Source organism: Pseudomonas sp. HLS-6, assembly GCF_002753995.1.
GTDB lineage: Bacteria > Pseudomonadota > Gammaproteobacteria > Pseudomonadales > Pseudomonadaceae > Aquipseudomonas > Aquipseudomonas defluvii.
Window position 1 is genome coordinate 1,330,794 of the sequence record NZ_CP024478.1, and the last position, 21,707, is coordinate 1,352,500.

The 21,707-nt window shown below is 59.5% G+C and carries 25 protein-coding genes and 2 pseudogenes; 20 read left to right on the forward strand and 7 right to left on the reverse strand.

Features of this window, described 5'->3' with window-relative positions:
• The first annotated feature begins 3 nt into the window (after window positions 1–3).
• The 15 genes and pseudogenes from CS390_RS06055 to recX all read left to right on the forward strand — a co-directional run bounded on the left by CS390_RS06055 (window position 4) and on the right by recX (window position 12,796).
• Window positions 4–2,145 carry a phage tail tape measure protein gene (locus tag CS390_RS06055; protein ID WP_218195295.1) on the forward strand — a complete coding sequence of 714 codons (2,142 nt, stop codon included), beginning with the start codon at window positions 4–6 and terminating at the stop codon, window positions 2,143–2,145.
• A complete protein-coding gene (locus tag CS390_RS06060) occupies window positions 2,142–3,512 on the forward strand; it encodes a DNA circularization protein (protein ID WP_099773779.1) in 1,371 nt (456 codons plus the stop codon). Before CS390_RS06055 ends, CS390_RS06060 begins: the two co-directional genes overlap by 4 nt.
• 3 nt (window positions 3,513–3,515) lie before the next feature.
• The gene (locus CS390_RS06065; RefSeq protein WP_099773780.1) at window positions 3,516–4,628 is read left to right on the forward strand and encodes a phage baseplate assembly protein; all 1,113 of its coding nucleotides are present in this window, start codon (window positions 3,516–3,518) and stop codon (window positions 4,626–4,628) included.
• Entirely contained in the window at window positions 4,625–5,116 is a 492-nt protein-coding gene (locus CS390_RS06070; RefSeq protein WP_099773781.1) for a phage baseplate assembly protein V, read from the forward strand. The genes CS390_RS06065 and CS390_RS06070 overlap by 4 nt, the downstream gene beginning before the upstream one ends.
• Window positions 5,117–5,123: 7 nt before the next feature.
• Window positions 5,124–5,519 carry a phage GP46 family protein gene (locus CS390_RS06075; protein ID WP_371917257.1) on the forward strand — a complete coding sequence of 132 codons (396 nt, stop codon included), beginning with the start codon at window positions 5,124–5,126 and terminating at the stop codon, window positions 5,517–5,519.
• Window positions 5,509–6,546, forward strand: coding sequence for a baseplate J/gp47 family protein (locus tag CS390_RS06080; protein ID WP_099773783.1), 1,038 nt, complete (start codon window positions 5,509–5,511; stop codon window positions 6,544–6,546). The genes CS390_RS06075 and CS390_RS06080 overlap by 11 nt, the downstream gene beginning before the upstream one ends.
• A complete protein-coding gene (locus CS390_RS06085) occupies window positions 6,537–7,139 on the forward strand; it encodes a YmfQ family protein (protein ID WP_099773784.1) in 603 nt (200 codons plus the stop codon). Before CS390_RS06080 ends, CS390_RS06085 begins: the two co-directional genes overlap by 10 nt.
• Window positions 7,140–7,808, forward strand: a pseudogene (locus CS390_RS25625) (phage tail protein); the annotation flags it as partial. It abuts the gene before it with no gap.
• Between the two features lie 658 nt (window positions 7,809–8,466).
• Window positions 8,467–8,901: a phage tail assembly chaperone gene (locus CS390_RS06095; RefSeq protein WP_099773786.1), complete on the forward strand. Its 435-nt coding sequence runs from the start codon at window positions 8,467–8,469 to the stop codon at window positions 8,899–8,901.
• A gap of 55 nt (window positions 8,902–8,956) precedes the next feature.
• Window positions 8,957–9,508, forward strand: a complete 552-nt coding sequence (locus CS390_RS06100) for a glycoside hydrolase family 19 protein (RefSeq protein ID WP_099773787.1) — start codon at window positions 8,957–8,959, stop codon at window positions 9,506–9,508.
• Entirely contained in the window at window positions 9,505–10,026 is a 522-nt protein-coding gene (locus CS390_RS06105) for a lysis system i-spanin subunit Rz (RefSeq protein ID WP_099773788.1), read from the forward strand. The genes CS390_RS06100 and CS390_RS06105 overlap by 4 nt, the downstream gene beginning before the upstream one ends.
• 42 nt (window positions 10,027–10,068) lie before the next feature.
• A pseudogene (locus CS390_RS06110) lies at window positions 10,069–10,152 on the forward strand (DNA adenine methylase); the annotation flags it as partial.
• A gap of 505 nt (window positions 10,153–10,657) precedes the next feature.
• The gene (locus CS390_RS06115) at window positions 10,658–11,140 is read left to right on the forward strand and encodes a CinA family protein (protein ID WP_065760815.1); all 483 of its coding nucleotides are present in this window, start codon (window positions 10,658–10,660) and stop codon (window positions 11,138–11,140) included.
• 103 nt (window positions 11,141–11,243) lie between these two features.
• A complete protein-coding gene (gene recA, locus CS390_RS06120) occupies window positions 11,244–12,320 on the forward strand; it encodes a recombinase RecA (protein ID WP_099773789.1) in 1,077 nt (358 codons plus the stop codon).
• A gap of 8 nt (window positions 12,321–12,328) precedes the next feature.
• Window positions 12,329–12,796, forward strand: a complete 468-nt coding sequence (recX, locus tag CS390_RS06125) for a recombination regulator RecX (RefSeq protein WP_065760813.1) — start codon at window positions 12,329–12,331, stop codon at window positions 12,794–12,796.
• Between the two features lie 32 nt (window positions 12,797–12,828).
• Here recX and CS390_RS06130 read toward each other — a convergent pair whose 3' ends face one another.
• Window positions 12,829–13,947 (reverse strand): TIGR00730 family Rossman fold protein, encoded by a 1,119-nt coding sequence (locus CS390_RS06130; protein ID WP_099773790.1) that lies wholly within the window; start codon window positions 13,945–13,947, stop codon window positions 12,829–12,831.
• Between the two features lie 421 nt (window positions 13,948–14,368).
• Here CS390_RS06130 and CS390_RS06135 point away from each other — a divergent pair, with 421 nt between their 5' ends.
• Entirely contained in the window at window positions 14,369–14,563 is a 195-nt protein-coding gene (locus tag CS390_RS06135; protein ID WP_065760811.1) for a hypothetical protein, read from the forward strand.
• 5 nt (window positions 14,564–14,568) lie between these two features.
• On the opposite strand, the gene CS390_RS06140 is transcribed toward CS390_RS06135, so the two are convergent.
• Entirely contained in the window at window positions 14,569–14,988 is a 420-nt protein-coding gene (locus tag CS390_RS06140; RefSeq protein WP_065760810.1) for a quorum-sensing-regulated virulence factor family protein, read from the reverse strand.
• 204 nt (window positions 14,989–15,192) lie between these two features.
• Between CS390_RS06140 and CS390_RS06145 the strand changes: the two genes are divergently transcribed.
• The 3 genes from CS390_RS06145 (at window position 15,193) to CS390_RS06155 (ending at window position 17,236) form a co-directional block, all read left to right on the forward strand.
• A complete protein-coding gene (locus tag CS390_RS06145; RefSeq protein ID WP_099773791.1) occupies window positions 15,193–15,903 on the forward strand; it encodes a tRNA-uridine aminocarboxypropyltransferase in 711 nt (236 codons plus the stop codon).
• 245 nt (window positions 15,904–16,148) lie between these two features.
• Window positions 16,149–16,799 carry a response regulator transcription factor ErdR gene (erdR, locus tag CS390_RS06150; protein ID WP_065760808.1) on the forward strand — a complete coding sequence of 217 codons (651 nt, stop codon included), beginning with the start codon at window positions 16,149–16,151 and terminating at the stop codon, window positions 16,797–16,799.
• Window positions 16,800–16,873: 74 nt separating this feature from the next.
• Window positions 16,874–17,236, forward strand: a complete 363-nt coding sequence (locus CS390_RS06155) for a diacylglycerol kinase (RefSeq protein WP_065760807.1) — start codon at window positions 16,874–16,876, stop codon at window positions 17,234–17,236.
• Here CS390_RS06155 and CS390_RS06160 read toward each other — a convergent pair.
• On the reverse strand, window positions 17,233–18,159 hold the full coding sequence (locus CS390_RS06160) for a LysR family transcriptional regulator (protein WP_065760806.1): 927 nt from the start codon (window positions 18,157–18,159) through the stop codon (window positions 17,233–17,235). The genes CS390_RS06155 and CS390_RS06160 overlap by 4 nt on opposite strands.
• Before the next feature lie 120 nt (window positions 18,160–18,279).
• Between CS390_RS06160 and fpr the strand changes: the two genes are divergently transcribed.
• Entirely contained in the window at window positions 18,280–19,059 is a 780-nt protein-coding gene (gene fpr / locus CS390_RS06165) for a ferredoxin-NADP reductase (RefSeq protein WP_065760805.1), read from the forward strand.
• A gap of 71 nt (window positions 19,060–19,130) precedes the next feature.
• Here fpr and tsaA read toward each other — a convergent pair whose 3' ends face one another.
• The 4 genes from tsaA to CS390_RS06185 all read right to left on the reverse strand — a co-directional run bounded on the left by tsaA (window position 19,131) and on the right by CS390_RS06185 (window position 21,644).
• On the reverse strand, window positions 19,131–19,826 hold the full coding sequence (gene tsaA, locus CS390_RS06170; RefSeq protein ID WP_099773792.1) for a tRNA (N6-threonylcarbamoyladenosine(37)-N6)-methyltransferase TrmO: 696 nt from the start codon (window positions 19,824–19,826) through the stop codon (window positions 19,131–19,133).
• 7 nt (window positions 19,827–19,833) lie between these two features.
• Window positions 19,834–20,295, reverse strand: a complete 462-nt coding sequence (locus CS390_RS06175) for a DUF1456 family protein (protein ID WP_065760803.1) — start codon at window positions 20,293–20,295, stop codon at window positions 19,834–19,836.
• A gap of 49 nt (window positions 20,296–20,344) precedes the next feature.
• Complete coding sequence (locus CS390_RS06180; RefSeq protein WP_099776560.1) at window positions 20,345–21,055, reverse strand: rRNA pseudouridine synthase; 711 nt, start codon at window positions 21,053–21,055, stop codon at window positions 20,345–20,347.
• Window positions 21,056–21,173: 118 nt separating this feature from the next.
• Window positions 21,174–21,644, reverse strand: coding sequence for a GNAT family N-acetyltransferase (locus tag CS390_RS06185; RefSeq protein WP_065760802.1), 471 nt, complete (start codon window positions 21,642–21,644; stop codon window positions 21,174–21,176).
• Between the last annotated feature and the right edge of the window lie 63 nt (window positions 21,645–21,707).

A 21,707-nucleotide genomic window follows, 5' to 3' on the forward strand; every position in this document is an offset into this window, starting at 1 on the left:
GCAATGGCGGATAAGTTCCAGCTAAAGGCGCTCATCACTGGCGTCGACAAGTTGTCGCCGGTGTTGAGTGGGGTGCGCAAGAACGCAGCCGTTCTGCGCAAGCAGTTGAATAGCTCAGGCCTCGGCAAAATCACCTTCATGGATGCGATTCAAGGGGGTGCCATTGCGACCCCTTTTGTCATGGGGGTTCAGGCTGCCATCGGCTTTGAAAGCGCGATGGCCGACGTCAAGAAGGTCGTCAACTTTGAGACGCCGGCCCAGTTCAAGGAAATGAGTGAGGACGTGCTGAGCATGTCCGAGCGGTTGCCGATGGCTGCCGAAGGCATCGCGCAGATTGTCGCGGCGGGTGGTCAGTCGGGTATCGCCCGGGAAGACCTGAAGCAGTTTGCTGAAGACGCGGTGAAAATGGGTGTCGCCTTCGACCAGACGGCTGACGAATCCGGCAAGATGATGGCAACGTGGCGCACGGCGTTCCGCTTGACCCAAGATGGCGTGGTAGAGCTGGCAGACCAGATCAACTACCTGGGGAACTCTGGGCCAGTCAATACCAAGCAGCTGTCCTCGATCGTGACCGAAGTGGGGGCGCTGGGTGAGGTAGCGGGCTTTTCCTCGGCGCAGATCGCAGCGATTGGCGCCACGATGGTCGGCGTGAAGCAGGATGTTGCGGCTACGGGCATCAAGAATTTCATGCTGGCCATGACAAAGGGGACGGCTGCGACCAAGTCACAAGCCGAGGCCTTCAAGTCGTTGCGCCTGGACTCCAAGAAAGTCGCGGAGGGCATGCAGAAGGATTCGCAGGGCACCATGCTAGACCTGCTCAAGCGGATTTCCGAAGTGGACGCGGCCAAGCGTCCGGCGCTGCTGACCAACCTGTTCGGCAGTGAGTCAGTGGCGGCAATTACCCCGCTCTTGACCAACTTGCAGCTGTTGAAAAGCAATCTGGCCAGTGTTGGGGATTCGACGAAATACGCCGGTTCCATGCAGGGAGAGTACACGTCTCGGGCGGCTACGACGGCAAACGCTCTGCAGCAGTTGAAGAACCGCGTGACCCGGCTGGGCATTACGGTCGGTTCTGTACTACTGCCGCCGCTTAACGACTTCATGGCGACGGTCGGGCCGATCATCACCGGCGTGACCCAGTTGGCCGGCGCGCACCCGTGGCTGATCAAGAGCATCATCGGCGCAGCGGTCGGCTTCACCGTGTTGCGCTTGGCCACGGCGGGGGCTACTGCAGCACTCGTGCTGATGGATGGCGTGGCAAAAATGAGCGTTATCGGCCTAGTTGTGCGTGGTGTTGCGATTGCAGCGGGTGTGCTGATTGCGAACTGGTCGACTGTGGCGCCTTTTTTTTCGGCGCTATGGGAGCTTATCAAGGCATATACAGTGCCCGCCTGGGATGTCTTCAAGGCGTTCGCTTCCTGGACGCCGCTAGGCATGATCATCGAAAACTGGGAGCCGGTATCCAAGTTCTTCAAAGATCTGTGGGATACGGTCAGTAAGTACATCGAACCCATTATGAAATTCATGGGGATGGATGACGGCGGCGAGGGCATCACGGCCAAAGTTCAGCGCGCCGCTTATGCCAAAAACCAACTAAACGGCGAGGTCTTGGGGCAGGGGGATGGCGCCTTGTTGGTGGCCAACGCAGGCGCCCAGGCCGCCGCTAATCAACAGGCCATGGCCGCTCGGTTCAGCATTCCATCTACTGGTGATTTGCTAAAAGCGCCAGTGCCTGGAAGCCTGAATGAGCCGATTGCTCAAGCCCCTGAGTTGATGCCAGAGGCCACGAGGGTGGCCAGCCTGATGCGTAACCCTGCCAATCAGCCGTTGCCCGGCATGGCGCCATTGGCGTTGGTTAGTGTGGTACCGGGTACTCAGGTTGCTCAGGCTTCGGGTACTGGTCGACCAAGTCTAAGCGCGGGTGGCTCGGCCTTGCCTGCAGGAAGCCTGCCGCAAAGCCGTGGCTCGTTGGTTCAGGCTGCTGCTGCGACAGCCGCGGCTCGCACCGAACTGGAGGGGTCAATGGTGGTGCGCTTTGAAAATGCACCGCCGGGCATGCGTGTTGATCCTGCGAAGACCAATCAACCTGGGCTGTCGGTAAGCCCGTCAGTCGGTTATCGCTCATTGGGTAGGGAGGCAGGATGACGACGTGGCGCGATCAACTGCACCCGGCTTCGTTTCGCGGCGTGGCGTTTCTGGTCGACAGTGACGCTACGCCAGTCGGGCGGCGGGTGCAGGTCCACGAATACCCCCAGCGGGACAAGCCGCTGGTGGAGGACATGGGCAGCAAGACCCGCGAAATCAAACTGACGGCCTTTATCGGCGGTGACGATTGCCTGGATCGGCGGGACGATCTGCTCAATGCCCTGGATAAACCCGGGGCGGGCGAGCTGGTACATCCGTGGTTCGGGCGCTTGCTGGTCACCGCCGGGGATGGCTGCCAAGTTTCGCATGAGCGCCGCGAGGGCGGCATCGTGCGGTTTGAGCTGGTGTTTATCGAAGCCGGGGAAAAGGGCTACCCGGTCGGGGTGCCCAAGGCTTCGCGGCAGGTAGAGGCGTCCAGCGAGAGCTTTCTGGAGTCCGCGCTGGCCCGCTACAAAGCCGCGATGGCGGTGGTCAACCGGGCGCGCATGGCGGTAACGGCGCTGCAGAACAGTATCGCCGGGATTCAGATGGCGATTCAGCGGGAGTTTAGCCAGGTGCTTGGCCTTGTCAGTTCGGCTGAGGCGCTGGCTGACATGCTGATCAATGCCCCGGGTAATTTCTCGGCCATGATCCGGGCGCAGTTTTCCAGCGTGGGCGGCAGCACTCGGTCGTCGGGTTACAGCTGGTCGCCGTCGTCCAGCAGCTCTGCCACGGTGGCGGCTGACCCAGAGTTTGCCAATACCGTGGCGCGCCTGGCGAGCACCGAAGAGGTCTTTTCGGGGTTCGTGGACTCGGGTCGTGGCATCACGTCACAGCTTGAACTGGCCCGGCAGTTGATGGCCGAACAGCAGTTCGATGACCTGATGACCAACCCACCGGGCGGGCTGGCGACAGCCGCTGCCGTCAAGGCGGCACGGGAGTTGATGCGTGATGCCTTGATCGTCAAGGCCGTACGGGCAGCCGCGCTGATGCCGGTGGTGTCAGCGCCTGCCGAGCTGCCCGGTGTTCCAGCCTTGGCGCAGCAGGTGGCGTCACCCCTGGAGCGGCCAGAAGTCCCGGCAGCAGATGACGTGATTAGCCTGCGTGATGGGCTTAGCGCGGCGCTGTGGGAGGCCGGGCTGTCGGCATCGCATGAACACTTTGAGGTGATCGAGGCGGTGCGCAAGCACGTTAAAGGGCACCTCTCCGAGGTGGCCCGTTCGGGCGTTCGCCTGGTTGAGATTGAGCCGAAGGAAAGCCTGCCCGCATTGGTGCTGGCCTATCAGTGCTTTGGCGACGCATCCCGCGCCGCTGAAATCGTTACGCGTAACAAAGTGCCGCACCCGGGGTTCTTGCCTGTCGGGGTGCTGCACATCGCCCAGGAGTAACCCATGAACCCGTTAAACGCTGTCACGCTGCGCGTGAACGGCCTGGATTATCGCGGCTGGAAGAAAGCCAGCATCAGTGCCGGCATCGAGCGACAGACCCGAGATTTTTCGCTGGATGTGACGTGGCGCTGGCCGGATCAGGCTGAGGAAATTCCGGTAAGGCAGGGCGACTTCTGCGAGGTGTTGATTGGTGATGACCTGGTGCTGACTGGGTGGGTCTTCGCTACTCCGGTGAACTACGACAGCAAGACGGTGAACCGGGCGATTAGCGGGCGTTCGCTGACGGCCGATCTGGTCGACTGCTCGGCGATCAATCAGCCCGGGCAGTGGCGTGGCCAGAGTGTGCAGCAGATCGTTCAGAGCCTGGCCGAGCCCTACGGGGTCAAGGTGCTGAGCCAGGTGGCCGAGACTACCAAATTGGCTGAGCACAGCATTGAGCCCGGGGAGACGGTGTTTGAGTCGATAGACCGGCTGCTAACGCTGTCCCGGCTGCTGTCCACCGACGATTCACGGGGGCGTCTGGTGATCGTCAACCCGGGCAGCGCGGGGCGGGCGGTTGACCGGCTGGAACTGGGCCAGAACATCCTGACCGGCTCGGCGTCGCTCGACTTTTCCGGGGTGTTCTCCGACTACAAGGTTGTTGGCCAGCGTTCGGGCACGGATGACGAACACGGCGCCAAGGCCTCCGAGGTGCAGGCTGAAGTCACGGACCCGCGTGCGGCGCGTAAGCGGGTACTGATGATTCACGAAAGCGGCCAGATGACCCCCGGCCTTGCCGAGGCGCGGGCGAACTGGGAACGCGGCAGCCGCATGGGTAAGGCGCTGACCCTGCAGTACAAGGTTCAGGGTTGGCGGCAGTCGAATGGGGCGCTGTGGCTGCACAACATGATTGTGCGGGTTGTCGACCCTTGGGTCGGTATCGACCGCGACATGCTCATCAGTGAAATCCAGTACAGCCTGGATGAGAGCGGCACCGTGGCCAACATCACGGTGGCCCCGCCGGACAGCTTCGACCCTGAACCGAAAGACCCGCACAACAGCCGCAAGCTCAAGAAAGGCGGCAAGGCGGACAACTTTGAATACCTGATCCCAGCAGATTGGAAGCCCGAGCAATGAGCGGACTAAAACAGATTTTGGCCCGGGGTGTGGTCACGATGGTCAAGGCGACGAGCAAGTTGCAAAGCCTGCAGATGCGCCTGTTGGCCGGTGAAGTGAAAGACGGCCTGGAGCACTTTGAGCCCTATGGCTTCACCTCAAACGCGCACCCGGGCGCCGAGGGGATCGCACTCTTTGTGGGGGGCGACCGTTCGCATGGCGTGGTGGTGTGTGTCGCTGATCGACAGTTTCGCCTGCAGGGGCTGAAAAGTGGCGAGGTGGCGTTGTACACCGACGAGGGCGACTACCTGCACTTCAAGCGCGGGCGGGTGATCGAGGTCGAGACGCTGACGCTTAAGGTCAAGGCTGACGACGCCGTGGAGTTTGACACGCCTGTGATTCGCACCACGGGCCGTATCGAGTCAGCGGGCGATCAGGTTGCCGGTGGTGTGAGCCAGATGCAGCACGTTCATGAAGGCTCGGACAAAAAGCCAGTGGCAGGAGGGTGATATGCCGCTGATTGAAAGCGACGACACCGACCGGGCTTGGCGTCGGGCGACAGAGATCAGTCTTTTGACCTGGCGCCGTGCAAGCCCTGATGACCCGCTCGATGACGCCCAGCGCTTTGGCTGGTGGGGCGACAGTTTCCCCACGCAGGCCAACGACCGTATCGGCTCTCGCCTGTGGCTGTTGCGCCGGCGGACGCTGACGGCGGACACCGAGCGGGATGCTCAAGCCTTCGCCCGCGAGGCCTTGGCCTGGATGCTGGAAGACGGGCGCGTTACGGCCGTGGGCGTAACGACGACACGCGGTGTTGACCGGCTGGCAATGCGGGTGGTGTTGACCTTGCGCGATGGCCGAACCATCGACGTTCCATTTGAGAATTTATGGGTGGTGATCAATGCCGTTTGAAACCCCAAGTTTGCCCGCGCTGATCAGCCGGGCGCAGTCTGACCTGGGCGGCTCGGCCCTGCTGCGATCCGACGCCGAGGTGCTGGCTCGGGTGCAGGCGGCGGCTTCCTTCGGGCGCTACGGGCATCAGGAATACATCGCCGCGCAGATCCTGCCGGATACAGCGGATGAAGACACCTTGCGGCGAATGGCCCGGGTGCGGCTCAAGCATGACCGCTTGGAGGCGGTGGTTTCCAGTGGTGCCGCGACCTTTACCGGTGCTGCCTCGGCGCTGCTCGATGCAGGCGTGCTGCTGCAGCGTGATGACGGTGTGCGCTTTCGCGTGACGGCCAGCGTTGTCTTGGCCGGTCAGAGCGGCACGGTCAAGCTGGAAGCCTTGGAGGCCGGCCAGTTGGGTAATACCCCAGCCGGTACGCTCCTGCGCTTAATCTCCCCGGTGCTGGGCATCAATGACACGGTGACCGTTGATGCACCTGGCCTGCAGGGCGGTACCGAACAAGAGAGCATTGAGGCGCTGCGCGCCCGGGTGATTCGCTCCTATCAGGTGATCCCTCACGGCGGCAACCAAGATGACTATGTGACCTGGGCGTTGGAAGTCCCGGGCGTTACCCGTGCCTGGCTTGTGCGGCACTGGATGGGGCCGGGCACGGTGGGTTTGTTCTTCGTCCGTGACGGCGATCTAGACCCCATCCCCAGCGCAGCAGCCTGCGAAGAGGTGCGGGCGTACATCGAGAAACAGCGCCCGGTCACCGCCGAGTTGTATGTACTGCCGCCGCTGGAAAAGCCGGTTCAGTACGAACTGAAGATTATCCCCGACAGCGGCGCAGTACGCCGGGCAGTGGAGGCTGCCCTGGTCGATCTGCACAACCGCGAGTCGGACCTTGGCGCCGGCCTGCTTTGGACGCACATCGGCGAGGCCATCAGTGGTGCGCTAGGTGAGCGTGATCATCAGCTGATCAGCCCGGCTGCCGACGTGGTAGCGGCGCGCAACGAGATGCTGACCTATGGGGGTGTGCTGTGGCGATAAGGACCGCCTCCGACTACTACGCGCAGTTACGGGCGCTGCTGCCGCCCGGTCCCGCGTGGGACAAAGAGCTGAACCCCGAAGTGGACCAACTGCTGCAGGCTGCCGCCCAAGAGCTGGCCCGGGAGGATCTGCGCGCCGCCGACTTGCTGGAGGAAAGCTTTCCCGAAACCGTTCGTGAGCTGGTCCCCGACTGGGAGCGGGTCATGCGGTTGCCCGACCCTTGCCTGGGGGATTCGCCCAAGTTTGAGGATCGCCAGTTGGCGGTGCGCCGTCGTCTGGTCGGGGTTGGCGGTCAGTCACCGGCGTACTTCGTTGAGCTAGCCATCAGTCATGGCTACCCCGAGGCCCGCGTAATTGAGCACCGAGCCCCGCGCTTCGGGCGCTCACGCTTCGGTGCGGCGCACTTCGGTACGTGGGTCGCGCAGTTCATGTGGACGCTTGAAACCGGGCCTCGGCGCCGCCTTGGTCGCCGTTTCGGCGTGAGCTACTTCGGTGAGCAATTCGGCGGCAACCCAAGCGGCGCCCTGGAGTGTGTGCTGCGCCGTAGCGCGCCGGCGCATACGGTTGAATTTATTAAGTATGGTGAGGACTGAATGGATTACCCAAAGAGCGTGCCTAATGTCGGCCTGGTGGATGGCCAGTTTGCCGACGAGAATCCCACAACCGGTCAGGCCGGTTCCCTGATCCCGTCTGCCTGGGGTAACGCGGTCACCCAGGAGCTGCTGAATGTGATCAAGGCGGCAGGCTTTGCACCTGCCGAGGGGCAGACCAACCAGTTGCTCAAGGCCATTCAGGGGTTGGTGTCTCAGGGCATTAAAAACTCTGTCCGGGTTGCAACCACGGGCGCCATTGCACTGAGTGGCGTCCAGACAATCGACGCCATTGTGCTGGTCGCCGGTGACCGGGTGCTGGTGAAGAATCAGGCCAGCGGCGCACAGAACGGCATTTATGTCGTGGCTGCTGGGGCATGGGTGCGTGCGCTCGATGCTGACGAGAGCGTCGAGGTGAAGCCCGGCATGCTGGTCGGTGTGGATGCAGGCACGGTCAACGGCGGCTCTGTCTGGCGCCTGTCCAACGCTACGCCGCCAACGCTGGGTACCACTGCACTGACCTTTGAACAGGTCTTCGGCAAGACCGGCGTGGTTGCGGGTAGTTATAAAAGTGTCACGGTGGGTGCCGATGGCCGGGTTACGGGGGGCACGAACCCCACTACCTTGGCCGGATTTGGCATCACCGACGCTTTTACCAGGGCTGAAAGTAATGCGGCTATGCAGGCGGCTATTGATGCGTTGGTGGGTTCTGCTCCGTCGTCATTGGACGTCCTCAGCGAGCTGGCAGCTGCTTTGGGCAATGACCCTAACTTTGCGACCACGATGCTCAATCTGCTTGCGGGTAAAGCTAACAAGGCGACGACCTTGGCGGGTTATGGCATTACGGATGGCCTCAAGTCTGACTTCGCCACTCAGGTTGAGGCTGAGACTGGCACTAATGAAACCAAGCCAGTTAATGCCCTAAGGGTCTTCCAGGCCATCACCAAGCGAATCGCCAGCCTGTTACAGGTCAATGACGGCGCGGATGACACCACGATTGTCACGCCTAAAAAACTGAAAACAGGTGTTGCTTACTCGCTTGGTACTTCCGGGTACATCGGTCTGCCGTCCTGGCTTGGCGGATTCATGGTGCAGTGGGGTCGAGTGAGTGGGGCAGCTGGGGCGGTCGTTCAAGCGTTTCCCACGTCGTTCTCCAGCAACTGCTACGGGGTGGTGGGTGTCCCTATCTTGGGAAGCCTTAACCGTGTGGAAAGCCTAAACGTCAGTGCGTTGGCCGCTATGAACTTTACCTGCAGCCGTTCTTACTCTGCCGGTGGTACCGCAGCAGGTTCCAGTACCGAACACTTTTTCTTCGCGTGGGGGGTATGACATGAAGTATGCCGTTTTTGATCCTGTTACTTCGGTTTTGATTGGCCGGTTCGACAGCCGGCGTTGTGATGTGCCCGAGGACGCCATTGAAATCAGCGAAGAGACGTTCCTGCGCTCGATCAATGAGCGTGATGGTCAGTGGATTAAAAGTAGCGATGGGGAAGTTATTAAAGTCCCGTTCCCGGCGCGCACAGCTGAGCAACTGGCTGATGATGAGCGCGCTTGGCGAAATGGTGAAATAAATGCCACGCAGTGGCTTTCCGCTCGGCACCGCGACCAGCAGGAAATAGGGGCCGGTACCTCGCTGACGGCTGAGCAGTTCCAAGGGCTGCTGGTTTACATGCAGGCGCTCCGCGACTGGCCCCAGTCGGAGCAGTTCCCTGTGATCGAGTACCGACCCGTGGCGCCGCCCTGGATCGCCGAACAACACCAATAGAGCCCCGCACTGTCGGGGCTTTTTCTTACCTACCGTTTACTCAGGGATACACTCGATGGCTATCACCGAGCAGCAGCTGCTGCAGATTCTTCCAAGCGCCGGCCAGAAAGCCGGCGTTTTTGTTCCCGCCCTCAATGCCGCTATGGGCAAGTATGGGATTGTCACCCGACTGCGTACTGCCGCGTTCATCGCCCAGATCGGCCATGAGTCCGGCCAGCTTCGCTACGTCCGGGAGTTAGGCGGTGACGCTTATCTGGCCAAGTACGATACGGGCACTTTGGCTCAGCGTCTGGGTAATACGCCAGAGCCAGATGGTGACGGTCAGAAGTACCGGGGCAGGGGGCTGATTCAGATCACAGGCCGGGACAACTATGAAGCCTGCAGCGAGGCACTGTTTTGCGACAGTCGTTTGCTCAACACGCCTGAGCTGCTTGAGCACCCGGTCTATGCATGTCTGTCTGCTGGGTGGTTCTGGCATCGAGCAGGGCTCAATACGCTGGCTGACAAAGGGGCTTTTGTACTGATCACCAAACGCATCAATGGCGGTATCAATGGTCTGGCAGACCGTGAAGTGCTGTATGAGCGTGCTCTGAAGGTGTTGCCATGAAAGGCATGGATTTTCGTCTGGCCTTCTTGGGGTTGCTGCTAGGGCTCGCCCTAGGCGGTCGGGTGGTGTGGTTGTGGCAGGCTAACAGCTACGGCCAGCAACTGGCCGTGCAGGTCGAAGCATTCCAGAGAGCGAGTGAGCAGGCTGCCGTAGCCGTGATTGATTGGCAGGAAGAAGAGCAAGGGCGGCGCCGCGAACTGGAAGACCGCCTGCAGGCCAGTGATGAGGCCCACTACAAGGAATTGACCGATGAACAGAATGACCAGGCTCGCCTGCGTGACCGTCTTGCTACTGCTGAATTGCGGCTGTCAGTCCTACTCGCCGGCCCCACCACCGTCCCGAGTGGTAGCAGTGGGGTGCGAGAAGCCTCCGGCTCCAGCAGCGTGGTTCATGGAGGCACGCGAGCCCAACTTGACCCAGCGCATGCTCAACGAATTGTCGGCATCACCAGTGACGGCGACGAAGGATTGATCGCGTTGAAGGCCTGTCAGGCCTACGTGCGCAGCATCGCGCAATGAAATGAAAGGAGCGAGCCGAGTGGATGCGTCAACATCAACACGAACCAGCGGCAGGGCAGGGCCGATGTTACCGGTGAGCTGGTAATCATGAACTGGGTGCCTGCAGCTTTGGGTGGCCTATTTTGATGCGGTGCTGTTGCGTTTGGTGGGGCAAAAATGGGGCAATCTGTACGCCAACCTATGCCATTTAATGCTGATTAGACGTTCTCAAGACTTGTAAAGAAAAGCCCGGAAGCCCTTTGTTAATGGGGCTTCCGGGCTTTTTTCGTCAATACCTGAGCACAATCGGAGTGTGTGCGGAAAGATCAGACATTCAAGGCCTTACAGCGAGCAGTCTTTTGGACAATTGCGAATCGTCTAATACTACAGGGATTTTTTCTGCATTGCTGGCGCTTGGGTAATGTCAATTGCATGCTGGGTCAGTGACTTGGACGCTCTTTATGCTCATGCATTTTAAGTTCGTTCGGCTGCATTCATTGCTTAGCGCAGTCGGCCGTGGATGTCTTTGAAACTGCTGCGCGCTGCGACACTCGATACCGCAAGGGCGGAGCAGTAGTCGCGCGACCTGCCGCGAGCGTTTCTGCCAAACGATGCTTGGTGTAGGGTAGTGCAGACTTTCAAGGAGCTTGCCATGGACCCGATTACCGTTCTTGCTGCCCGGCTGGGCGAGCATCTGCGTCGCTTCAAAGCTCATGTGACCACCGCCGAGTCCTGCACGGGGGGCGGCATTGCCGAGGCGATTACCCGAATTCCTGGCAGCTCTGCCTGGTTCGAGGCCGGTTATGTGACCTATTCCAATGCACAGAAGACCCGCCAACTCGGGGTTCCTGCGGCGTTGTTCGGCCAGGTTGGTGCAGTCAGTCAGGAGGTTGTCGAGGCCATGGTGCGAGGTGCGCAGGCCGCCAGCGGGGCACGTTTTGCCGTGGCAGTCAGTGGTGTGGCCGGCCCGGAGGGTGGTTCTGCTGCCAAGCCGGTGGGCACTGTATGGCTGGCGTGGGCCGACGGCGAGCAGGTGACGGCCGAGCGCAGGCACTTCGAGGGTGACCGCGAGGCGGTTCGCCGACAAGCGGTAATCGCCGCGCTAGACGGCTTGTTACAGCTTGGGGCGGAGTAAATCGCTATTCGGGGGTAGGCGGAAACAAAACCCTGTGAAATAATACTGGCTACTTATACAGGTGTTCTGGCCGTCAGGGCCTATCGATTACGTGAGGACTTCAATGGACGACAACAAGAAGCGTGCCTTGGCTGCGGCCCTGGGTCAAATCGAACGTCAATTCGGTAAAGGCGCGGTCATGCGCATGGGTGACCATGAGCGCCAGGCGATCCCGGCCATCTCCACTGGCTCGCTGGGGCTGGACATTGCCCTGGGTATTGGCGGTCTGCCAAAAGGCCGTATTGTCGAGATCTACGGTCCTGAGTCGTCCGGTAAAACCACGCTGACCCTTTCGGTGATCGCTCAGGCCCAGAAAATGGGTGCTACTTGCGCTTTCGTCGACGCCGAACACGCACTCGACCCGGAATACGCTGGCAAGCTGGGCGTCAATGTCGACGACCTGCTGGTTTCGCAGCCTGACACGGGTGAGCAGGCACTGGAAATCACCGACATGCTGGTGCGTTCCAATGCAGTTGACGTGATCATCGTCGACTCCGTTGCCGCATTGGTGCCAAAGGCCGAAATCGAAGGTGAAATGGGCGACATGCACGTGGGCCTCCAGGCTCGCCTCATGTCCCAGGCACTGCGTAAGATTACCGGCAACATCAAGAACGCCAACTGCCTGGTGATCTTCATCAACCAGATCCGCATGAAGATCGGTGTGATGTTCGGTAGCCCGGAAACCACCACCGGTGGTAACGCGCTGAAATTCTACGCCTCGGTTCGTCTGGACATCCGCCGTACCGGCGCGGTCAAGGAAGGCGACGAAGTGGTCGGTAGCGAAACCCGCGTCAAGATCGTCAAGAACAAGGTGGCCCCGCCATTCCGCCAGGCCGAGTTCCAGATCCTCTATGGTAAGGGCATCTACCTCAACGGCGAGATCATTGACCTGGGTGTGCAGCACGGTCTGCTGGAAAAATCGGGCGCCTGGTACAGCTATCAGGGCAGCAAGATTGGTCAAGGCAAGGCCAACTCGGCCAAGTTCCTGCAGGATAACCCGGAGATCGCTGCCACCCTTGAGAAGCAGATCCGCGACAAGCTCCTGAACCCGGGTGCGGTAGAGGCTGCTGGCAAGGCTGCGGTCGCCGATGCCGCTCCTGAAGACGATCTGGTCGACGCTGACGCTGACGCTGACTTCTGATCCCGCCCATGTCCGTCGTACTCGATACCCCCGTCGCCGTAAGGCGGACAGCCATGGACCTGCTCGCGCGCCGCGAGCATGGTCGTGTCGAGCTGACGCGCAAGTTGCGTCAGCGCGGCGCATCTCCCGAGATGATCGAACAGGAACTTGACCGTTTGACGGACGAGGGGCTGCTCAGTGAGGCTCGCTACCTGGAAAGCTTCATCAGTTACCGCTCTCGCTCCGGCTATGGCCCTGCTCGCATACGAGAGGAGTTGAGCCAGCGCGGTTTGCAGCGCTCGGATATCGAGCAGGCCCTGCGTGAGTCAGGGGTAGACTGGCAGGCGCAATTGCTCGATGTCTGGCAGCGCAAGTTCGCAGGGCAATTGCCTAGCGATCCTCGCGGTCGCGCCCAGCAAACCCGCTTTCTGGTTTACCGGGGCTTCCCCATGGACTTGGTCGGCCGCTTGCTGAGCGGCCGAGGTCTGGATGACTAACGTTCCGGGTACTCAGCCTCGATCACATAGCTTCACGTGACCTTCAGCGCTTCCCGTGCATGCTGTGTGGTGTGCATGGGTTGGGGTTTGGCCCAGTTTTCCGGATGGTTGATGAAGTCCACCAGTTCGCGCAGGCGACCGTAATCGCGTCCATTGAAGGCGAAAGCCAACCGATGCAGGTGGCTGAATTGCGGGTCGTCAAGCTCCACGCAGCTGTGGGCGTGTTGATGGAAATGACCATGCTGGCGTAGATCTGCAAACACTTCTGCAATATCGAGCATCGCTGCGTCGCTGAGGCGATGATGCATGCGAATGATGAACTGGGTCTTCATCCAGCGACTGGAGTGGTAGTTACTGTAGAACTGGTTGATCTCTTCGACCGCTTCCTCTGTGCTGTGCACCAGGCGCAGCAACTTCATGTCGCTTGGCAGGATGTAGCGGTTTTCCTCCAGCTGATGGGTAATGAATTTCAGGGCGTCCTGCCAGAATGAGCCGCCAGGGGCATCCAGCAGTACCACGGGTACCAACGGGCTTTTGCCCGTCTGGATAAGGGTCAGGACCTCCAGTGCTTCATCCAGCGTGCCAAAGCCACCAGGGCATAGCACCAGCGCATCGGCCTCTTTCACGAAGAAGAGTTTGCGGATGAAGAAGAAGTGGAACGGCAGCAGCTTGTCTGTGCCTTCGACTGTTGCGTTGGCGTGTTGCTCGAATGGCAGGGTGATATTGAAACCCAGGCTATGTTCCACGCCAGCGCCTTCATGGGCGGCAGCCATGATGCCACCACCAGCACCTGTGATGACCATCATGTCCGAGCGCGCCAGGGTGGCGCCCAGTTCTTTTGCCAGGCCATACATGGGGTGTTCGATCGGGGTTCGGGCCGAGCCGAAGACCGTTACCTTGCGCTGGCCTTTGTACTGTTCCAGCACGCGGAAGGCATGATCCAGTTCGCGCAGGGCCTGGAGGGTGATCTTCGCATTCCAGCGGTTGCTGTCGTCATGCGCCATCCGCAGGACGGTCAGCATCATGTCCCGGTAGAGCGACAAGTTGGGGCTGTTGGGGGCGACCAGCTTCAGTTGTTCGTCGACGTTGTCGAGGTTGATTCCGTTGTTCTTGAAGTAGTTCGCAAGAAGCTCATTCGGTTTGTTAGGCATTCAACTTCTCCTTTTGCAGCAAAACTGCTGGCCAGAACGCGTATTTCGATCTGGCTGCAACACTCATGTGTTGCTGGCTGCTTCAGTCCGATTTGCGAGGTCGGCATCTCGATAGGCTCTCTGGGCCTACTGGCAGCACTGATTATCGGTATGGCTATTGTTGCCGCCAGAGGCAGTAGTGTACCGGGTGTGGATACGCCTCTTTGTTGTGCCCGAAATAAAAGTGGTGGTTGGTTATTAATCTAGACCCTGTCGGGTGTTCATGCTGTCGTGATGACCTGTTCTTCATAGCATAACGATCATGGATTCATGTCGTTTCAGGTGCAGATGTCGACCGCTCATCTGATCGGATCCAATTAGCAGAGCAATCTGATTAACTTCAAGGACGATCACAGTGTTTGAGTGCAGGGAGGCATAACCTATGCGTCGGTTGATTCTGGATGTGGATACACAGTTATATGCGTCGCTGCAAATTGCAGCGCAGGCCGGTGACCTGAGCCTTGAGGAGGAGTGCCTGCGACGTCTCGAAGGGGGAGAGTGTCGTTCGCGTTACATCCAGGCACTCGTGTCCGAGTTGCGTGCCGATGAAGAGCAGCGGCGCGCCAGTGAGGGGTAACCAGATTATTTCTTTTTCTGGCTCAGGCCGCAGTCGGAGGCGTTGAAGCGCTGTACGGCTATTGGGCGATTGGTTTTGTACTCGGTAAATTCGTAGCGTAGAACCGCGCCGCGCGCCAGTAGCTGACGGTAGCCCGTGTTACGACAGACGCTGGCGCCCAATTGTCCACGAACCATATCCGGGTTCGCTCGCATTTGCTGCGCATGGCTTTCTCGTACGCTCAAATGGTTGATCAGTTCCTTGCCATCAACGGTGTAACCTTGGTCGAGAATGTCCTCGTTGATCGCCCGAGGTGTGCCAACACTGCTTTCCTTGGCAACCTTGTCCAGCATTTTGCCAAGCTCATAGTCCTGCAGCGAAGCAGCATTTGCCGCCAGAGGCAGAGCCAGCAACAGGCCGAGGGTTGGGGCGATAAAGCGCAGCATGAATTTCTCCTGGTTCGGTAACTGGCGGTTGGACCTGCGCTCTTGCGTTGCGTTCCACCATCGGCAGGCCTGTTTGCGCCAGCGCGCATCGATAGGCTGGCGATTATAGGGGAGCACAGAGCCCGGCTCCATGGCAAAAACACTCGGTGGCTGACGGCCTCTGGTAAACTGCGTCAATTGTCTCCTGCCTTCGTTGTGCCATCCATGACCCATGCTGTCTCCCGTCTGCGAGCCGATCGCCTGGCCCGCAGCGTCAAACCTTTTGTTGCACGTGGTTCGCGTGCGCCTCGTTGCCCAGGCTGTCGAGTCATTGACAGCCATTGCCTGTGTGCGTGGAAGCCACGGGTTGCCGCCGAGTCGGCCATGTGCCTGTTGATGCATGATACCGAGCCACTGAAACCGACCAATACGGGATGGCTGATTGCCGACATCATTGCCGACACGACGGCTTTTGGCTGGCAGCGCACCTCAGTGGATGAGCAGTTGCTGGCACTGCTGGAACAGCCTCACTGGCAGCCTTACATTGTGTTCCCGGGGGAGTTTGTCGAGCCGCAACGGGTGGTGACCGAGGTTGTTCGTGAACCTGGCAAGCGGCCGCTATTCATCTTGCTGGATGCGACCTGGACCGAGGCGCGAAAAATGTTTCGCAAGAGCCCGTACCTGGACCGCTTCCCTGTACTGAGCCTGCAACCTGAGCAACTGTCACGCTATCGTCTGCGTCGGTCCAAGCGCGATGATCATTTTTGTACCGCCGAAGTGGCTGCCATGTGTCTGGAGTTGGCCGCCGATCAGCGAGCTGCCGAGGCGCTTGATGCCTATCTGGATGTCTTCAGTGCGCACTACCTGGGCGCCAAGTTCCACCGTCCTGTCGATGAACAGGATGAAGTGCATCAACGGCTGCAGCCCTTCCTATAGTACAAGGGCGTCCACAGTGTGTTCGGTTCATAATGAGCACGCAGGCAGCGCCGCAAGGTGCCGAACTTGACCACCCGGTCTGAGCTCGGCATCCTTGGCGCCGATTCAGTTGTGACGAAGCTTGAAACACTTTTATCGCCTCGTTACGCCATTTTGGCATGTGGTACTGCCTCCCAAGCCTTGAGTTGCTCCCCGCCAGGCGTCCGGTCTTTAGCGCGCCTGCATAGAACAGGATCATTAGATCGATGGCCACGTACGAAATCCTGATTGCCGATGACCACCCACTTTTTCGCAGTGCGATGCGCCAGGCCGTGACGTTGGGCCTTGGCCCGGACGTGCGGCTGGTGGAAGTGGCGAGCATCGCCGAACTGGAAACCCGATTGACTGAAAAGGCCGACTGGGATCTGGTGTTGCTGGACCTCAATATGCCAGGCGCCTACGGATTCTCCGGTTTGGTCCTGCTACGCGGGCAGTACCCGCAGATTCCTGTGGTGATGGTTTCCGCTCAGGAAGAGGCATCGGTGGTAGTGAAGTCTCGTGAATTCGGTGCTAGCGGCTTTATTCCGAAGTCGAGCCCGCTGGAGACGATTCAGGACGCCGTGCGCAAGGTTCTGGATGGTGATGTCTGGTGGCCGCCTCAGGCGTTCGAGAAAGTTGATGTTTCAGCTGAAGCCAAGGCTGCCAGTGAAGGGCTTGCCAGTTTGACACCACAGCAATTCCGGGTGCTGACCATGGTCTGCGAAGGTTTGCTGAACAAGCAGATCGCCTATGAATTGAGTGTTTCCGAGGCGACCATCAAAGCGCACGTCACGGCGATTTTCCGCAAGTTGGGTGTGCGTACTCGTACTCAGGCGGCCTTGCTGCTGCAACAACTTGAGTCTGTTTCGGGTAGCTAAAGCCGTCTGCCTTCACGCTTTTTTGACCCGAGCTGAACTAGCCTTCAGCGTTTTTAAGGATGAAGTGGTTTTTTATGTCGCCATTCAAGGGCCAAACCGGCCTCAAGCGTATTTTCAATGCTGCTGGTTACTCGTTCGATGGCTTGCGTGCTGCCTTCACCGGCGAAGCAGCCTTTCGCCAGTTGGTATTGCTCAATGTCGTGTTGATCCCGTTGGCGTTCTGGCTTCAGGTCAGCCGTGCCGAGCGGGCGATTCTGATCGCTGTCTGCCTGCTCGGCCTGATCGTCGAGTTGCTGAACTCGGCAGTGGAAGCAGCAATCGACCGTATCTCGCTTGAGCGCCACCCACTGTCGAAGAACGCCAAGGACATGGGCAGTGCTGCACAGTTGGTAGCCTTGAGCATGGTCGGCCTGGTCTGGGCGGTAATCCTGCTTTAAGGAATGCGGGGTAGCACGATTTCGTCGCTGCGCTGCACCCCGGCCGTGAAGGTTCTGCATAGCTCCAGGAATTCGCGCATCGCCGAGGTCTGGTACTTCTGTTTATGCCAGATGAAGTAGAACTGTCGGGCGAGGTCAAGCTCGGGGGTTTCCAAGGCTACCAGGCTGCCTCGGCGAAAGGCGTCTCGCAGGGCCAGGCGGGAAATGCAGCCGATGCCCAGCCCTGATTCCACTGCACGTTTGATTGCTTCGGTGTGTTCCAGTTCAAGGCGGATATTAAGTGCCGAGCGGTGGTGGCGCATCGCTTGATCGAAGGTCAGGCGAGTGCCTGAGCCTTGCTCGCGCAGAATCCATGCCTCCCGTGTCAGCTCGTCAAGGCTGGCCTGGCCGCGCTGCGCCAAGGGGTGCTGGGGGGCGCAGAACACTACCAGTTCGTCCTCGACCCAAGGCTGAACTTCCAGGTCCGGGTGGTTGCAGTCGCCTTCGATTAGACCCAGGTCAATTTCGTAGTGCGCTACCTGATGCACGATATGCGCCGTGTTCTGCACGTGCAGTTTGACCTGGCTTTCAGGGTGAACCTGCATGAAGCTGCCGATCAGCAGCGTAGCGAGGTAGTTTCCGATCGTCAGCGTAGCGCCGACAGCCAAGGAGCCAAACCCGGACTTACCATTGAGCAGGTCCTCAATTTCCTTGGCCTGGTCGAGCAGTGCGACGGCCTGAGGCAGCAGTTGCTGACCCAGTGCGTTGAGGCTGAGGCGCTTGCCGGCACGGTCGAAGAGCTGGCAACTGGATTGACGTTCAAGCTCTGTGATTGATGTGCTGGCGGCGGATTGCGACAACGCCAGTATGCCAGCGGCGCGTGAGACGCTCTGGTACTGGGCTACGGCGACGAAGACTTGAAGCTGACGAAGCGTAAATCGCATATCTATATAACCGATAAGACATATCTTGATAATTCATTTAACAGATATTGTCGCTGCCACTAAACTATTGCGCAATCGCGCTCACGGTTAGCGCCGCGTTTTTCTTCAGGAGCCCTATACATGAGCAACATGAACCACGAACGTGTTCTCAGTGTCCATCACTGGAACGACACCCTGTTCAGCTTCAAGTGCACCCGTGATCCGGGCCTGCGCTTCGAGAACGGTCAGTTCGTGATGATCGGCCTGCAACAACCTAATGGCCGTCCGCTCATGCGCGCCTATTCTATTGCCAGCCCAAACTGGGAAGAGCATCTGGAGTTCTTCAGCATCAAGGTGCCGGACGGCCCGCTGACCTCGCAGTTGCAGCACCTCAAGGAAGGCGATGAGATCATCATCAGCAAGAAGCCTACCGGCACGCTGGTCCTTGACGACCTGAAGCCGGGCAAGCACTTGTACCTGCTGAGCACGGGTACCGGCCTGGCGCCGTTCATGAGCGTCATCCAGGACCCGGAAACCTACGAGCGCTTCGAGAAAGTCATTCTGGTTCATGGCGTGCGCTATGTGAACGAAGTCGCCTACCGCGAGTTCATCACCGAGCACCTGCCACAGAATGAGTTCTTCGGCGAGGCGCTGCGTGACAAGCTGATCTACTACCCAACCGTAACCCGTGAGCCATTCGAGAACCAGGGGCGTCTGACTGACCTGATGCGCAGCGGCAAGCTGTTCAGCGACATTGGTCTGCCGCCGATCAACCCGGAAGATGACCGCGCGATGATCTGCGGTAGCCCGAGCATGCTGGATGAAACCAGTGAAGTGCTCGACAGCTTCGGTCTGAAGGTCTCGCCGCGTATGCGCGAGCCGGGCGACTATCTGATCGAGCGGGCATTCGTCGAGAAGTAATCTCGCGGTTTGAACGAAAAAAAGCAGGCTTAGGCCTGCTTTTTTCGTTTTTACACCTTGCTGGTTCGGGACTATGGCTCGCGCACGACTTCCAGCACCCGGATCATGTCCGGGTGGGGATAGTGCCAGCGCACCTGCACATCCCAGAACTTTACGCCGTAGATTCGCTCGGCGGGGGGAACCTGGTACGCCGGGCGCGGGTCTTGCGTCAGGCATTGCTCGATCAGCTCTGCCAGCGGCTCGCTGAGACGCAAGGCGTGCTCTTGTGCCTGATGCAATGCCTGGTCGCTCCACTCCACCTGGATCGGTGCGGGCGGGGCGCTGGCCATCGTATTCACCGCATCGCCAATGCTGTCGGCATAGGGAACGTACGGCTTGATATCCAGCACGGGGGTGCCGTCCAGCAGGTCGATACCGGAGAGGAACAACCGACCCGGTTCAACCTTCTCCAGCCTGACAACGGACTGACCTATGCCGTTAGGGCGGTGGGTGGCGCGCGTTGCGAACACCCCCATGGACTTGTTGCCTCCCAGGCGTGGCGGACGCACCTTCAGCCGAGGTTTGTCCTCCAATGCCTGATGGAACAGGAACAGCAGCCAGATGTGGCTGACCTGCTCAAGACCGGCGACTGCATCGCCCTGATCGAACGGCGGTAGCAGTTCGAGCACCCCGCGCGCGGCTGGCGCCAGTTGGGGTTGACGCGGGATGGCAAACTTTTCCTTGAAACAGGAGTGCAGGATGCCGACGGGGGCGACACTGTGGTTCATCGGCGCCTCAACCACGTACCCGCAGGGTCAGGCCCTTGAGGAAGTTGCGCAGCAACTGGTCGCCACAGGGGCGGTAGTTACTGTGCCCGACCTTGCGGAACAGTGCGCTGAGCTCTGGCTTGGAAACCGGGAAGTCGACGGCCTTGAGAATCGCGTGCAGGTCTTCTTCCTTGAGCTCAAAGGCGACACGCAATTTCTTCATGACAATGTTATTGGTCACCGGAAGCTCGATCGGCAGGGCCGGGCGGCTCTCGTCCTTGCCGCGCTTGAAGTACACCAGACCGTCAAGGCAATGCGCCAGGACTTCATCCGGGCAGCGGACGAAGCCTTCTTCATCCTCTTTTTTCAGGTAGGTGGCGATGTCGGCCTTGCTGACGTCCAACCCACCCAGCTTGATGAGTTCAATCAGCTTGGCGTCGTTGATTTCCAGCAGGTAGCGCAGGCTGCGCAGTACATCGTTGTGAATCATGAGAACAATCCTGATCGGGGGCGCCACCCGAGTGGTAGCGCCTGTGGTGCTAGAACTTTTCCTGAGCCGCCAGATAGCGCCATTGGCCCAGAGGCAACTTGCCCATGGCTACGCCGCCGAGGCGAAGCCTGCGCATGCTGACAACGCTCAGGCCGACACTTTTGCACAACTGCACGATGACGCCGGGTGCCGGGTTTTTCAGTGCGATGCGCAGGCGCGTTTCGTTCTGCCAGCTGGCCTTGACCGGCGGCAGTGTATTGCCTTGCCAGATCACCCCGCGGTTCAGTCGTTCAAGGCCGTGGGCGATGATCTCGCCACTTACTTCGACGACATACTCCTGCTCAAGCTTGGCAATGTCCTGGGTGAGCTTGCGCAATACCCGCCAGTCCTGGCTGAACACCTGCAACCCGCTGGCACCTTCCTGGAGCAGGGCGGCACTCGTCAGGCGGCTGAAATGGCCCTTGAGTGGGCGCTTACCGTAACGGTGCAGTTCGGACAGGCTGAGCGCATTGATACTGGCCAACGCGCTGTCGAGGGTGTCTTCGGGTTGTTGATTGAGCAACAGGGTGACCGGTTCCAGTGCTTCGGCCTTGGCGCCGGGCAACAGTTCGACCTGCTCGCTGCTGACCTTGTGCTGTGGTTCGTCGACGATCTGGCCGTCCACTGTGACCCAGCCACCCTCAATGAACAGCTCTGCCTCGCGCCGGGAGCAGCCGACAACTTCGATAAGGCGTTTGGAAAGACGAATGGGTTCAGACATGACGACAGCCGTGGCACAGGGAAAGGCCACCATTGTACCCGGCTGGTCCCGGTTAATCCCGGCAACATTCGTCGATAGCGCGGTTTTGCCCTATTTCGGAGTAGTACTACGTTGGCTGTCAGCCTGAAGTTAAAGACAGTGTATGAACAAGCCTTAAGTGGAGTAGGGGGTAAGGTTGTCCCATGCCGTCGGTTTCTGATCGGCCGATGATTTCAAAGCCTTGTTTGAGATAGAAGCCTAGCGCCTGTGGGTTTTGTTCATTGACATCCAGTTGCTCTGCATTCAGGTGCTCGATGGCGTAGCGCAATAGTTGTTTGCCTACGCCCTGGCCGCGGTAGTCCGGATCAACGAAGAGCATTTCCACGCGTCCGGCGGCAACCCCGGCAAAACCGCTGATACGCTGCTGGCGGTCTTTGCAGCAGATCAGTATGACGGCGTCGAGATACTGTTTGCGCATCTGCTCGCGCAGCAGGCAGATATAGTCGTTCGGCAGAAAGTCGTGGGTGGCGCGCACCGAGGCTTCCCAGACGCGGATCAGTTCTGGGTAGTCGTTGAAGCTGGGGGTTTGAACCCGATGAAGCTGGGGCATTTCAAGGGTCTCCTCTGTGGGATGAGGAAACCATAGCCGTAAAAAAGCCCCGCCATCGCTGGC